11 protein-coding genes are annotated in these 14,702 nt (G+C 58.2%); 6 read left to right on the top strand and 5 right to left on the bottom strand.

Annotated features, from left to right (window positions below):
• Nucleotides 1-7: 7 nt before the first annotated feature.
• The 5 genes from pepT (at nt 8) to A9Q02_RS24220 (ending at nt 5,680) form a co-directional block, all read left to right on the top strand.
• A complete protein-coding gene (gene pepT / locus A9Q02_RS10820; RefSeq protein ID WP_097653002.1) occupies nt 8-1,252 on the top strand; it encodes a peptidase T in 1,245 nt (414 codons plus the stop codon).
• A 6-nt stretch (nt 1,253-1,258) separates the two neighbouring features.
• Nucleotides 1,259-2,719 carry a leucyl aminopeptidase gene (locus A9Q02_RS10825; RefSeq protein ID WP_097653004.1) on the top strand — a complete coding sequence of 487 codons (1,461 nt, stop codon included), beginning with the start codon at nt 1,259-1,261 and terminating at the stop codon, nt 2,717-2,719.
• Nucleotides 2,720-2,893: 174 nt separating this feature from the next.
• Complete coding sequence (locus tag A9Q02_RS10830; RefSeq protein WP_097653005.1) at nt 2,894-4,558, top strand: AbgT family transporter; 1,665 nt, start codon at nt 2,894-2,896, stop codon at nt 4,556-4,558.
• A 216-nt stretch (nt 4,559-4,774) separates the two neighbouring features.
• Nucleotides 4,775-5,506 (top strand): ZIP family metal transporter, encoded by a 732-nt coding sequence (locus A9Q02_RS10835; protein WP_097653007.1) that lies wholly within the window; start codon nt 4,775-4,777, stop codon nt 5,504-5,506.
• Between the two features lie 9 nt (nt 5,507-5,515).
• Nucleotides 5,516-5,680 carry a hypothetical protein gene (locus A9Q02_RS24220; RefSeq protein ID WP_172450872.1) on the top strand — a complete coding sequence of 55 codons (165 nt, stop codon included), beginning with the start codon at nt 5,516-5,518 and terminating at the stop codon, nt 5,678-5,680.
• A gap of 134 nt (nt 5,681-5,814) precedes the next feature.
• Here A9Q02_RS24220 and A9Q02_RS10840 read toward each other — a convergent pair whose 3' ends face one another.
• The 4 genes from A9Q02_RS10840 to argS are packed head-to-tail and all read right to left on the bottom strand — an operon-like array spanning nt 5,815 to nt 10,374.
• The gene (locus A9Q02_RS10840) at nt 5,815-6,951 is read right to left on the bottom strand and encodes a methanobactin export MATE transporter MbnM (RefSeq protein WP_216361501.1); all 1,137 of its coding nucleotides are present in this window, start codon (nt 6,949-6,951) and stop codon (nt 5,815-5,817) included.
• Between the two features lie 9 nt (nt 6,952-6,960).
• Nucleotides 6,961-7,821 (bottom strand): hypothetical protein, encoded by an 861-nt coding sequence (locus A9Q02_RS10845; RefSeq protein ID WP_097653009.1) that lies wholly within the window; start codon nt 7,819-7,821, stop codon nt 6,961-6,963.
• A 29-nt stretch (nt 7,822-7,850) separates the two neighbouring features.
• Nucleotides 7,851-8,645 carry an HAD-IIA family hydrolase gene (locus A9Q02_RS10850; RefSeq protein WP_097653011.1) on the bottom strand — a complete coding sequence of 265 codons (795 nt, stop codon included), beginning with the start codon at nt 8,643-8,645 and terminating at the stop codon, nt 7,851-7,853.
• A 1-nt stretch (nt 8,646) separates the two neighbouring features.
• Nucleotides 8,647-10,374, bottom strand: coding sequence for an arginine--tRNA ligase (gene argS, locus A9Q02_RS10855; RefSeq protein WP_097653012.1), 1,728 nt, complete (start codon nt 10,372-10,374; stop codon nt 8,647-8,649).
• Nucleotides 10,375-10,497: 123 nt separating this feature from the next.
• Between argS and A9Q02_RS10860 the strand changes: the two genes are divergently transcribed.
• Entirely contained in the window at nt 10,498-11,601 is a 1,104-nt protein-coding gene (locus tag A9Q02_RS10860) for a DUF4351 domain-containing protein (RefSeq protein ID WP_097653014.1), read from the top strand.
• Nucleotides 11,602-11,700: 99 nt separating this feature from the next.
• On the opposite strand, the gene A9Q02_RS10865 is transcribed toward A9Q02_RS10860, so the two are convergent.
• Nucleotides 11,701-14,658 carry an ATP-binding protein gene (locus A9Q02_RS10865; RefSeq protein WP_097653015.1) on the bottom strand — a complete coding sequence of 986 codons (2,958 nt, stop codon included), beginning with the start codon at nt 14,656-14,658 and terminating at the stop codon, nt 11,701-11,703.
• Nucleotides 14,659-14,702 lie beyond the last annotated feature (44 nt).

A 14,702-nucleotide genomic window follows, 5' to 3' on the forward strand; every position in this document is an offset into this window, starting at 1 on the left:
AAAGACCGTGCATACCGCATTTGCTGCCGAACTCGAAGAACGTCTTGTCCGTTATGCTCGCCTTGATACGCAGGCCGACGAAAGCTCGTCAACCACACCGAGTACCGCGAAACAGTACGATCTGCTCAACCTGCTCGTCGAAGAATTACAGGCGATCGGGGCCGAAGAGGTCACCCTGACCCCGTATGGGGCGGTGCTGGCAACCATCCCGGCAACGGTCGCTCATTCGGTACCAACAATTGCCTTTCTTGCGCACGTTGATACGGCCCCTGCCTTCAATGGCACCGGCGTCAAGCCCATTGTCCATCGCAACTACGCTGGCAACCCGATCGTGTTGCCTGATGATCCCCACCAGGTGCTCGCAACTGATCATTTCCCCTATCTCGAAACGAAGATCGGGGACGATATTATTACGGCGAGCGGCACGACCCTGCTCGGTGCCGATGACAAGGCCGGCATTGCGATCATTATGACCATGGCGCACCATCTGTTGCAGGAACGAACGGTTCCTCATGGAAAAATTCGGCTCTGCTTTACGCCTGATGAGGAAATCGGGCGCGGTGTGCATCCTGCTTTGCCCAAGGATCTTCAGGCCGACGTGGCCTATACGCTTGATGGTGGCCCGCTCGGCGAAGTGGTCTATGAGACCTTTTCAGCCGATAAGGCGACCGTCCAGATCACCGGGGTCTCGATTCACCCCGGCAATGCCAAAGATGAACTGGTCAATGCGTTGCATCTGGCGGCGAAGGTTATTGATACGCTGCCCCAGGTGACGATGACGCCCGAGACGACTGATGGCCGCCAGGGTTTTATCCATGTCTATCAGATGACTGGCACGGCTGCCGCCGCCGAGTTGCATTTCATTCTGCGCGACTTCGAGCGCGAAGGCTTGCAGGCCCACGGCGATCTGTTGCAACAGGTCTGCGCGACGATCCAGGCGACCGAGCCGCGAGCACAGATTACCTGTACCATCACGCCCCAGTATCGCAACATGCGCTATTGGCTCGAACACGATATGCGTCCGGTAGAGCTTGCCCTTGAAGCCTGCCAGCAACTTGGCATCGAGCCCTTCTCGCCGCCGACCCGCGGTGGTACCGATGGCTCGCGCCTCACTGAAATGGGTGTACCGACGCCGAATCTCTTTACCGGGATGCAGAATATCCACGGTCCGCTCGAGTGGATCAGTGTCCAGGATATGGTTCACGCAACCGCTGTGTGTATCAAACTCGCCCAACTCTGGAGCAAAGGCTAAACCAGCATGAAGATAACGCTTACAACTGGCAGTGTGATCAACGAAGCAGTTGATCTAGCTATTCTGGCATGCCTCGAAGATGCGCCCCTCGCCGAAGCGGTGGTCAGTCTGATCGAGGCGGCTGATTTCAGTGGCAAAACGAGTCAGACCCGGCTCCTCTATCCACGCGGGGCCGTTCTTCCGAAACGCCTGCTCTTACTTGGTCTCGGCCCAGCTGACAAACTCACCGCCGAGACACTGCGCCGGGCGGCGGCGACCGCAGTGCGTCAGGCCCGGGACTTGCAGGTTGCCAGCGTGGCCTTTGGGCTCAATGATCAACTGGAACTGGCGCCCGCCCTGATCGGTCAGGCCCTTGCCGAAGGGGCCGAGCTTGGGGCCTATCGCTATCTGCGCTACAAGACTGGCCTCAAGCCCGAGCAGACCTTTGCGGTCGAGGCAATGACCCTGGTGACGCCAGAGGCGAGCGAGGAAATGCAAGCCGGGGTTGCCCTCGGTCAGACCATTGCCCGTGGCGTTATGTTGGCGCGTGATCTCGTCAATGCACCCGGTGGCAGCTTGCCGCCAGCGGCGCTTGCCAATGAAGCCGTGGCCCTCGGTGAGCGCACCGAGGTCACGGTCACCATCTTTGACAAAACCCGTCTGACGGAAGAAGGCTTTGGTGGCCTGCTCGCCGTTGGTCAGGGTTCGGCCAATGAGCCACGGTTTATCGTGATGGAGTACGGCGAAGCAGCCGAAGGGCGGCCAACAATCTGTCTTGTTGGCAAAGGCCTCACGTTTGACAGTGGTGGTCTGTCGCTCAAACCGTGGGAAGCCATGACCACGATGAAGTCTGATATGGGCGGCAGTGCGGCTGTCCTGGGGGCCATGCAGGTCATTGCTGAACTGCAACTCCCGTTGCATGTCGTGGGTCTCGTGCCCTCGGCTGAGAATATGCCGAGCAGCACCTCGTACCGACCTGATGATGTGCTTACCACCTTGAGTGGAAAAACGATCGAGGTACTCAATACCGATGCCGAAGGACGGATCGTCCTAGCCGACGCGCTCTTCTATGCCCAGCGCTACAACCCCGCCGCGATCATCGAACTTTCGACGCTCACCGGGGCGATTGTGGTTGCCCTTGGTTCGCATGCAACGGGGATGATGGGAACCAATCAGGAACTTGCCGACGCGATCAAGCAAGCAGGGGAAACAACCGGCGAACGCGTCTGGCAGCTGCCGCTCTGGGAAGAGTATCACGAGATGATCAAGAGCGAGATCGCCGATCTCAAAAACATCGGTGGTCGCCAGGCTGGCTCGATCACGGCCGGGGCCTTTCTTGCGGCCTTTGTTGGTGACTATCCTTTTGTTCACCTCGACATTGCTGGCACCGCCTATGCCGAAAAACCGGCACGACCTTATGACGTCGCAGGTGGCACAGGGGTAGGGGTACGCTTGCTCACCGAGTTCTTACGCCAGTACACTCGATAAGTCGTTCTCTAGGTGATAGGGGGTCGTGCGTATGCTGGCGAGAAGAACCAGTTTTGCTGGTTCTTCTCGCTAGCATACGCACGAGTTTTGAGGGTGAAAGCCCTAACGTTCTAGAAGCATAGTGGCGTGCCACTACAAGCTCAGTGATCATCAGACGAACGCCAGGAGGCATCAATGGCTGCAGAAACGACCAAGTCAAAAGAACCAGGTGAGGGTGGATTTGTGCAGAAATTGCTGGATGGCATTGAAAAGGTGGGCAATAAAGTCCCCCATCCAGTCATTATGTTCCTCTATTTGATCGCGATTATTGCTGTGCTGTCGCAAATCCTTTACATGTTTCGCGTCAGCGTGACCGAAGAGATCGCGATACCGGTGCCTATTGAGATCTTGCGCGATGTACGTGATGCGCTCGGTGGTTCGATCGTTGCCTATGATGTGTATACGGGGCAACCTGCCTACATTCCCGAATTCATTATTGAAGAACAGACGATTCCCATCCAGAGTCTGCTCACCGTACCGGGTTTACGGTTTGTCTTCTCGTCGTTTGTCGCGAACTTTGCCGGGTTTGGGGTGGTTGCGGTCACCCTGGTCGCGATGGCTGGCGTCGGTGTTGCCGAACAGGCTGGCATGATGGCGGCGCTGATTCGCAAACTGGTCAAAGTGGCCCCGCGTAATCTGATCGCCTTCATTCTCATCCTCGTCGGCGTGCTCTCCAGTGTCGCTTCAGATGCTGGGTACTTGATCCTCATCCCGCTTGCAGCAACGGCCTTCCTCACCCTGGGGCGCCACCCACTAGCCGGTATGGCGGCAGCCTTCGCTGGCGTCAGCGCGATCTTTGCGGTCAATGTGCTCATTACGCCCATTGATAGCATGATCACCGAGATTACTAATGAGGCGATTGGGCTGGCCGGCGGGGCTCCAATCACCGTGACGGCCAACTACTTCTTCAGTGTGGCCTCAACGCTGATCTTGACCGTTGTCGCGGTCATTGTCACCGAGCGCATCATCGAGCCGCGGCTGGGCAAGTACGAGGGCGAAGGTTTGATCGGTGATGAGGAGCTCGATCCCGAGGCCGCCAAAGCTGAGGCGCGGGGCTTGCAATACGCCCTCTATGGCTTCCTGATTGTGTTCGGCGTTGTGCTGCTGCTCTCGCTGCCCCCGGGTGCCCCACTACGCCACCCCGTGACCGGCAATCTGATCGGCACCACGCCCTTTATGGATAGCCTGATCTTCATTATCTCGCTCATCTTTCTTATTTCAGGCATTGGCTATGGGCTCGGAGCGAAGACGATCAAGAGCAGCAATGATGTGATCAGTGCCGTTACCAAGACCTTTGCCGGTCTTTCGGGGCTGATCTTTATGCTGCTGATGATCAGTCAGTTCATCGCCTTCTTCAACTATACCAACCTGCCCCGCGTGATTGCGGTCGTGCTGGCCAATGCACTGGAACAGGCCAATATTGGGGCTTTGCCTCTGCTTGTCGGCATGATTCTCGTCATTATCCTGCTCAACTTTATCATTCCCGGTGTCGTGCCCAAATGGGCTATCTTTGCCCCGATCTTTATTCCACTCTTTATTCGTCTTGAAGTTGCCCCTCAGACCGTCTTGGCGGCCTATCGGATTGGTGACTCGCCGACCAATGTGCTCACCCCGTTGATGGTCTATTTGCCCTTCATTGTCACCGTGGCCCAGAAGTATCAGAAAGATGCCGGCCTTGGTACCGTGATCGCGTTGATGATCCCCTACACGCTTGTGATCGCCATCGTCTGGATCCTGCTCTTTGTGGTCTGGTTCTTGCTTGGTATTCCACTCGGCCCGGGCTACCCTGTCAATGTGTAGAAGCGTTGCCTCTCGTCACCCTTCGCCTGGGAGCGAGGGCTTCCCGCCCTCGGGGTGCGAGCGAGGGTGGAAGCCCTCGCTCGCAGGGTTGCCTGTTGCCCCTCATGTGAACAGTTACGCAGCTTTTTCCGCAGGGCGCAGTAGCCAGCGAAACTGGCTGCTGCACCCTGCGTTCGCTGCATGAGTCTCAACGGCCATCACAGATGTACGAGGATCATGACTGAATTTCAACTTGTCCTCATCATTGCCAGCATCGCCGCTTTCTTCACCTATCTGGGTGCCCCGCTTGCCGAGGCGTTCGAGGTTCCCCATCTGGTCATTAGTGCAGCCCTTCAGTTTGCGGCAGGCGTGATTATGGCCCTGGTCGCCTTTAGTCTGATGCCTCCCGCGATCCGTCTCGGCCCATTAACGTGGGTACTCGGGGCGTTTTTTGTGGGGGGCCTCCTCTACGTCATCCTTGAATATGTCTCGGTCTGGGCGCTTAGCAAACCTGATCTTGCCCAGGATAATTCTGCTTCGCTCGGTCTCTATATTGGCATTCTCGTTGATCTGCTGATTGATGGGATGGTCATTGGCATCGGCTCGACATTGACCATCAAGACTGGTCTGTTGCTCGCGCTTGGTATGTCAATCAGCACGGCACCGCTTGCGTTTGTCATTACGGCGACGGCGAAACGCCAGGGCGTTCCTCGTCGGCGCCGTCGTCTGCTCTCGTTTCTCTTTATTGCTGCCATCATTGGTGGTGCGGTGATCGGCTATCTGGTCTTGCGCAATCAATCCCTCGAGGTACGACTGATCCTAGTAGCCCTCGCTTCCGGGTTTTTGATCACGACGATTACCCAGGGGATGATCCCCGAAGCGAATAAAGAGGGCGAACCGGGTTTTGCTGGGGTCTTATTTGTCGGCGGTATTTCGCTCTATGCGTTGATGACGCTCGGTTTGCAATAAGGAAAAGATATGCGTCTCTATGTGCTCTATGCGCTTTTATTCGCTTCACTGGTGATCGCTGCAATTGAGGCGACCCCGGGCCTTTCTGATCGCCTGCGCCGGTTTTTGGTGATTGCGGTAGCATTGCTGGTGATGTTGCCGTCGGTGATCTATTTGATCTTTGGTGGCGGGTAGAACTATCAACCAGGCCAGCCACGCTGGCCTGGTTGATACGAGAAGGCTAGGGCTGGCACCGAGTATGCGCTGAAGTGACAGCAGGGGATGTCGATGCTGGCCTGGTCAACACCAGAGGTTGAGGGCTGGCACCCTCACTCAACAGGATCGCTGAAACGCGGATCGGTGACAAACGTTTCGTCGGTCAGCGCTTCGAGGAAGGCGATTAGATCAGCGCGCTCTTGATCGGTCAGAGCAAAGCCGGTGATCAGGCTGCTCTTGTAGGGGTTCTGGCGCCCGTCGCCAGCATACGGCCCTTCGGTCAGCTGCCGTCCACCGGCTTCATACAACCGGATGACCTCTTCCAGCGTAGCAACCCTGCCGTCGTGCATATACGGAGCAGTGAGGGCCACATTGCGCAGACTCGGAGCCCGAAAGCGGCCCATGTCTGCCGGGTTTCCGCTAGCCTCGGCGAGTCCGTGCTGTCCCTCCGGATACACCCCTGTGCCATCAAGGTTGTAGAGGCCGATGTTGTGAAAAGGAACGGCCCCGACCGACTCGCCCTGTACCCGCGTCGAGCCGGTGAAGTTGAAGCCGCCGTGACACTGCGCACAACCGAGTTCAGGCCCAAAGAAGCGTTGTGCCCCACGCAACGCCGCTGGTGAAAGGGCGGTTGCGTCACCAGCCTGATAGCGATCATACGGTGCGTCAGCCGTGATCAGCGTACGCACAAACGCCGCCAACGCCTTGTAGATCTGCTCCCAACCCATTGGGTCAGGGTCATGCGGGAACGCTCGCGCAAAACGCTGCGGATAGACGCCATCCTGCCTCAGACGCGCCAGGATCGTGGCCTGTTGACCCGCTACACCCATTTCATCCGGGGCCGTGCCCGCAAAGAGCCGCTCAAGATGCTGCTCAAGCGTCGTGAGCTCTGGCTGCGCCCACGTCAGCGTGCGTGCATAGGCGACATTGCCAAGTCCCTGTGTATTGCGGTGATGGAGCGTGCCAGTTGCATTGACGGCACGAGCGCGGCCATCAGTAAACGCCAGCGCCTGGATATGGCACGTTGCACAGGCAACCGTCGCTGGCCCCGAGAGACGCTCTTCATAAAAGAGGGCCCGGCCCAGTTCGATCTTCGCCGTCTCCATCGGGTTAGCGGCTGGTACCTCGGGCAACGGCCATGCGGCAGGCAGAGCCCAGTCAAACACCTGAGCCGTTTCAGGCACGGTCGCACGACATCCGCCTGCGAGCACGAGCAGACCAAGCACAACTGCAATAAGTGTTCTACGCATCAACATCATTTACGAACGCAAAGCACCAAATTGCTGCCGTACCACGTGCCACATCCCCCGTACCCGGCGATCAAGCCCAAGCAAGAACAAGCCCAAAAACATCAAAGGAAGGGCCGGCCAGAGCAATTCGAAGATCGGCGCATCATGATGAAAATTGGGTAAATTTGCGACCAGCCAGATGCAGACACCACCGGCAAAGCCCGCGAGGCCCGCACGAATGCCAACCAGCAGGCCCAGGGTCAACAGCGCCAGTGGCACGCCCGCTGGATGCTCGGGAATGCGCCCGATCAACAGGGGTATGCTCAAGAGCGCGACACCAGCCACAACCAACAAGAGAGCAATGCGGCGTCGCCAACCAGTTGGTTGCTCAAAGAGTGGTGCCGCATAAGGATCGGCAGGTGGCGGAGGAACCAGTTGTTCGAGGTGATCAGGGTATGGATAGCCCTCGGTTGCCTTGATCAGAGCAAGGGCCAGTCCCTGCGTGCAAGCCTCTTCCGCAATTGCTAGCATGGCGGGAAGCCCAGCCAACTCATCGGGCAGGGCCTTCAGTTCAACCGAGGTAGCAGGCAAACACGAGGCCAAGGCAACCGGCACCGGTTCATACGCAACCGTCAGATCAATGCATATCAGCGTATGCACCCGATGGCTACGTTGCGCATCAACCATCAATGCATCACGCAGTGGCATCGCGCCAAGCGCACGTTGCATCCAATCGGTCAACAGCCGATCAAGCTCACGGGCCTCAATGGCCGAGAGTGAACTACCAAAGGTCCCCGCCCGCAACGCATCACGTAACTGCCGGGGTGTCCAGTCGCGCAGCATCGTCAAGACCGTCGCACGATCATATGCGACGAGGAACATTGACGCCATCAACGAAGATCGTGTCCGCAACCTGCTTCTCACAATGCACACCAACTTGACAATAATGCAGGAAGATCGGCGATGATCACATCAGGCTTGATCGAACCTGTTGTGGCTTCTTCACGTCCACTGACCCCGGTCAACACCAGCACCGAGGGCATGCCTGCGGCGAGCGCACCGGCAATATCCGTATCAAGGCGATCACCAACGACCAGCGTCTGCTCCACTGTGCTTCCAAGCATGGCAGCCCCGATCGCAAACATCGTTGGTTGCGGTTTACCGATTACCACCGGTACCACGTCAGTCGCCGCAACAAGCGCCGCAGTCACCGCCCCTGCCCCCGGAATCAAGCCCTCTTCCGACGGAAACGTCTTATCCGGGTTAGTGGCGATATAGGTCGCCCCGCCCCGAATAAAGAGAGTCGCCTGCCGCAGGGTCTCATAGGTGAGGGTGAAATCGGCCCCCTGCACCACAAGTTCAGGCAAGACGGTATCTTCCACAAAATAGCCGTCCCCAAAGATCGCCTCACGCAAACCCTGCATGCCCACCACAAACACCCGCGTCCCCAGAGGATAGGTCGTGCGCAAATAACGACCTGTCGCCACCGCCGAGGTAATGACACGGTCGGGCGGCATGGTGATGCCCATGGCCGCAAGTTTATCGGCATACTGCGCCGGGGTCAGCGAGGCATTATTGGTAATGCAGCCATAGCCAAACGAGCGCTGATCGAGCCAATTCAGCAGTTCGTGTACCCCGGGCAGCACCTGCTTGCCCCGGTAGAGCACGCCGTCCATATCGAAGAGAACCGCACGGATCGAACGTAGAATATCCATATCACATCCGCTCTGGTGCTTGAATGCCAAGTAAGCTCAGACCATTGTGCAATGCCTGCGCAGTGGCAGCGACCAGGCTTAAACGGGCCCCCCGCAACAGCGCTGTTTCCGCCTTGAGGACAGGGCACTGTTCAAAAAAGACGCCGAACTCACGCGCCGTGGTATAACACCAATCGGCTACGACAAACGGCGCATAGCGCGCGCCTGCCTCGCGCACTGCCTCGGGGAGCCGGGCGAGATGTTTGATCAGACGTGTCTCAGAGGGATGCACCAGCAAGGAAAGCTCACCGCCCGGGCCTTCGCCGCCATCCTCACGTGCTCGCCGCAAGAGCGAACGACAACGGGCATAGCTATACTGCAGATACGTGGCACTATTGCCCTCGGTTGCCAGCATCCGCTCCCAATCGAGCGTAATATTGCGCTTAGGATCTTGATAGAGATCATTATAGACCACGGCGCCGACGCCGACCGCTTCAGCCACAGCATCCTTTTCGGCCTCAGGCAGATCGGGGCTCTTGCGTTCAACCACCGCCCGTGCCCGACTCACCGCATCATCAAGCAGCGCTTCGAGATAGACCATATTGCCCCGTCGCGTCGAGAGCGGCTGCCCCTGGGCATCAAAGACCGTGCCAAAGGCAACGTGGGTCAACTCCACCTCTTGCGCGTACCCCATCGCCCGCATCAACGCAAAGAGCTGCCGCAAATGCAGGGCCTGCGGTTCACCGATGACATAGACAATCTTCTGGGGGTTAAACTCACGCATACGAAAGACGATGGTCGCCACATCGCGTGTCATATAGAGGGTGCCGCTATCACTGCGCTGGAGCAAGAAGGTGGGCAGGTTCTGCAGGTTCTCGATCACCACCGCCCCACCCGCATCACGGTAGGCTACCCCGCAGTCAAGGGCTTCCTGGATCACCCCAGCCAGCATTGGCTCATAGAAACTCTCGCCGTAGGCATGGTCGATCTTGACGCCCAGCCGATCATAGTTGCGCTGGGCCGCCTCCATAGTCAGATCAACACTCCACTGCCAGAGCTCACGGGCCTGCGGGTCGCCCTGTTCAAGGCGCAGTGACCACTGGCGGGCAAGCTCGTCGAGGGCGGAATCATCTTTCGCCGCAGCGGCAAAACGGGCATACTGGGCCTCGAGTGCCTCCAACGCGGCTTCGCCAACACCCTCGGGCTTACCTTCATGCTCAATCGATGCCAACACAACCCCAAACTGTTTGCCCCAATCCCCCAGATGATTATCACCAATGACCTCGTACCCTAGGGCACGATAAAGATTGACTATCGCCTGCCCGATGATCGTCGAGCGGATATGACCGACATGCATCCGTTTCGCAATATTCGGGGCCGAATAATCAACCACAACGCGCTGAGCATGCCCATCGCGATGGGTGCCATAACACGTTCCTGTAGCGAAGATCTCGTTGAGCACCGTGACAGCCAGGCGTTCAGGGTGCATACTAAAGTTCAAAAATGGCCCGACAGCCTCCACCTTGCCAATCAGACTATTGTCGTCCACCCGGATCGCTGCCGCAAGATCAGTTGCTAATTGTGGGGCGACCAGGCCTTGTTCTTTCGCCAGACGAAAGGTCGGAAAGGCCAGATCCGCCGGAATATTGGGCCTGGGCGTCGTCAACTCGATCTGGCCCACTTCGGCCTGACCGGTTGCCGCAATCGCCTCGCGAACCTCAGTTGTAAAGCGTTCTAACGCATAATTCATGCTTGTCTCTCCAGTTGTACACACGGTGTCAGTATAAAGCCGCTCGCCATTTGGCGCAACCATTGCCGTGCGTAAGTAGGGGCGCAGCAGCCATCACAGGGGCGTTCCTTCAACGGGCGGGCCATGTTGGGCTGCTGCGCCCCTACACGCTACGTCGCCCCGTTGCTCGAACTGCTCTTCCCGGCGGTCTGGCGCACCGTGGATTGGCAGCAACCCGTCATCTTCCGGGATACCGAACTGCAGCAACTTGACCCAGATGTCAATCGCGGCAAGCACCGCATCGACAAACTCGTGCAGGTTCAGGCTCTCGATGGCACGCCACGCACGATCTTCATGCACCTGGAAGTCCAGTCCCAGCGCGATCCCACCTTCGCCGAACGCATGTTTTGTTACCACGCCCAGATCTTCGTCCGCGAACGCCACCCGGTGATCAGCCTCGCCGTCTTGAGCGATGACCAACCGGGGTGGCACCCGCGCTCCTTTGGCTACGCCGAGGCCGGGTGCGTGGTGCGGCTTGAGTTCCCCACAGTCAAACTCTTGGATCTTGACTTGACAATGCTCGAAGCCAGCCGCACCCCCATCGCGATGGTCATCCTGATCCATCGCGACGCGCAGGCGACTCGGGGGCAACCCGAGGAACGCCTCCGGCGCAAATTGGCCCGCTTTCGCACCTTCTTCCGCAACGGATACAGTGCCACCGATATGCGCCGACTCTATCGCGTGCTCGATCAGATGCTGCGCCTCGACCCGCGCATGCACGCGACGGTTCGTGCTACAATGCGCCTCATTGAACAGGAGGAGACCCAGATGGACACCTTTGTGACCAGTATCGAAGAACTTGCCTTTGCCGAGGGGCTTGAGCAAGGCATCGAGAAGGGGCTTGAGCAAGGCATCGAGAAGGGGCTTGAGCAAGGCATCGAGAAGGGGCTTGAGCAAGGCATCGAGAAGGGGCTTGAGCAAGGCATCGAGAAGGGGCTTGAGCAAGGCATCGAGAAGGGGCTTGAGCAAGGCATCGAGAAGGGGCTTGAGCAAGGCCGCCACCAGACCCTGCAAACTGTGGTACTGCGCCAACTGACTCGGCGTTGCGGGCCACTATCTGAGCCGGTGCAGCATCAACTCGTCACCCTGAGCCCTGAACATCTCCTGGACTTGAGTGAGAGCCTGCTCGATTTTACGAGTCTGGATGATCTCCAAAACTGGTTGGCCCGCATGTGCCCATCGGAATAAGCCGGCCTCCTGCAGGCAAAGCAACGTACGGGCACGGCGCCGCCCGGCCCCCACGCCCGGCCCCCACGCCCGGCCCCCGTTCGCGTCTACCGCCAGATACTACTCATTGGTGGCAAATGGGAGACAAATGCGAAAGCGACTCCCCTGCGCAGGCTCGCTCTCCACGCTTAACGCCCCATGATGCGCCTGCACGATGCCCTGCACCGCAGCCAGACCAAGTCCTCTGCCGGTGAACTTGGTACTGAAAAAGGGATCGAAAATACGACGAAGGGCCACTGCTTCGATCCCACACCCGGTGTCGTGAACCTCCAGGTAGGCATAGCGGCCCGGCTCGGCGGCATTGATACTGGCATGCCTTAGGATCGCGTCTGTTAGATCGCACTGGCCTGTGCTCACGGTAATCTCCCCATGCTCCATTGCCTCGATCGCTTCAATCGCGTTGGTCAGCAGACTCCGTAGCATCTGGCGGAGCTGGGTTTCATCGGCGTGGATCAGGGGCAGATCAGGTTCGAGACAGTAGTGGATCGCAATGGTATGTGGGAGCGTGAGCCTAATAAGTTCGCTCTGTTCGCGCACAATGAGGTTGAGGTCAACCGGGACAAGATGAAATGCCCCGCGCCCTGCATACGCAAGCATCTGTGCGGTCAGTTCGGCGGCACGGCGTGCCCCCAGCATAATTGCATTCAGACTGTCGTGAACCTCACTCCCCGGCGGTGTATCGAGGCGGGCGAGCTCGGCGTAGCCCAGGATGGTCGAGAGGATATTGTTAAAATCGTGGGCAACGCCGCCCGCTAGGATGGCGAGACTCTCGAGTCGTTGCGCTTCTAGCAGTTTGCGCTGGATGAGTTCGCGTTGGGCTTCACTCTCTTTGCGTGCGGTGATGTCGAGGGTGACAATGGCCGACCCCATGCCCGCAACGGGCAACGGTGCGGCGCTGATGCTTGCCCAGCGCCGTTTGCCATCCGGTCGGATGATGCCGATTTCGGCGTCACGCACGATCTCACCGTTGGCCGCACGGATCGTTGGAAAAGCGTCGAAGGGGATCGGCACGCCATCGGGGTAAAGATACTGGATCTTCCGGTAACCCCCGGCCAGTATTTCGCTCACCTCCATCCCCAGAATCTGTCCAACGGTACGATTAAGCTGAAGAGGCCGTCGTTTTGGGTCAACAATTGAGACGCCAACCGGCAAGATATCAAAGAGTGTCCGCAACAGACTTTCGCGCTCGCGTAGTTCCTCTTCGTGCTTCCAGCGTCGCAAGGTACTCCCGATCAGTCCGGTTGCCAGTTGCAACAAGATGTAATCCTGTTCTTGCCAACGCTGGGCTGTGGTGCAATGGTAAAAGCCAAGGGCACCGGCAAGCTCTTCTCCGGTCTGCATCGTCAAAAAGAGAAATGATGCGATGCCAAGTGGCTCCATCAACGCGGCTAACTCTGGCGCCTGGGTGCGTAGGCTCTCGATCGTGCCACTAACCGCTCTGCCCTGACGAGGATCAATCCGGAACTGCACCGGGATCTTGTTCCAGGGCAGGCGCGGCAACGGTTGATGCGGGGGCAGCAAAAAGGCAGGGCGCGCTATCGTTATCGTTTGATCAAGGCAAAGACCCAACTCGGGATCACGTACGCCTCGTAGCAAGACAATGCGATCAACATCAATCCCGTCAAGCAAGCTTCCCAGGGCTTCACGCAACACCTGCTCGCGCTCGACCGGGGTATTGACCGGTCGAATCAAGATCTGCGAGCATGCAAAGAGGACGGCTTGATAGCGCCGATCCTGTTCGACCTTGAGCTGCGACTGCTTTTGGCTCGTAATATCCATCTCGATGCCGTCCCACAGCACATGGTGGGCATCAAGTCGCCGCGGTCGTTGGCGTATCCGACTCCACCGCTCGCCCCACGGGGTCATTTTCCGCACCTCTATATCGAGCGGGGCAAAGGCGGCACGGGCCTGCTGCTCGGCCTCATGCAGCCGCTGACGATCTTCGGGAACCAGTAACTCGTAGAGAAGTTCTGGCTTCTTGAGCGCCTGCGCTGGCGTAGAGCCCGACAGTTGCTCGACACCAGCACTGACATAGGTGAAACGTCCGGAACCATTGTCAACGACGAGTTCTTGATAGAGCATAACGCCCGGCAGGTTGTCGCCAATCGCCCCAAGTTGCGCTTCGCGTTCCTCCAAGTCATCGGTACGCTCGCTCACGAGGTACTCCAGGTCGCGATTGAGCGCCTCGAGCCGCTTTTCAGCCTGTGTTCGTTCCTGATCGATGCGATCAAAGGCGTGCGCCACCTGATAAAAGAGGAACAGGTTGCCTATGATCACTATGATCAAGCCCAGGATCGCTCCGCTAAAACCTGTCTGCCAGGTAATCCAGGCCACGAGCCACCCAATCAGCAAGAGCACAAAGCTGCCTGCCACAAGCCGCCGCAGGATCTGTCCACCCTGACTTGCACGCAAGCTCAAGGCCATAGACCCACGGTCAGGGTTCATCGTGAGCCCGGCAAGCGCCAGTAACAAGACAGCCACTGAACCATGCAGCGACGTGCCACGCGCAAGTGGACGCAAACTCATACTGACTGGCAAAAAGCTCATAATGGCAATCAGCCCATACAGAGCCAACCCCAGGGCACAGAGTTGCGCCAGCCGAACGTTGCGCTCGGTTGGGTTTTCGCGTAAGAATATAGCTACCCCGACAAGCAGGATCGTCAAGATGACCATCGGCACAAAGGCAAGCGGCGAGCCAGCCGATCCCACCTCAAACACCGGCACTAGACCATCCCACAAGAAAGTGCTGAGATAGAGCACGCCAAGGACAACGGCACTGCCAATCATCACGCCTGCCAGGAGGCGCGTCAGACGTCCTGGCACAAGCAGCATCAATGTTGCAATCAGCAACATCCCAGCATTCAACGGTCTCAGTGGGGGTAAGGCCGGGTGCAATTGCGCCAGAAGAGGAAGATCGGCGATCCAGCCTACTAGCGCGAGTAGGCTGATGCTGATCGCAAAGGCAACAGCGCCGATCTGTAGGTACCGAAGATACCGAAAGATGGGAGACATCATCATCGGGCTTGTCTAAGGGTAGTCTGCGCAATGCCGTGGATCGCACG

Origin of the sequence: Candidatus Chloroploca asiatica (assembly GCF_002532075.1) — a bacterium.
GTDB classification, from domain to species: domain Bacteria; phylum Chloroflexota; class Chloroflexia; order Chloroflexales; family Chloroflexaceae; genus Chloroploca; species Chloroploca asiatica.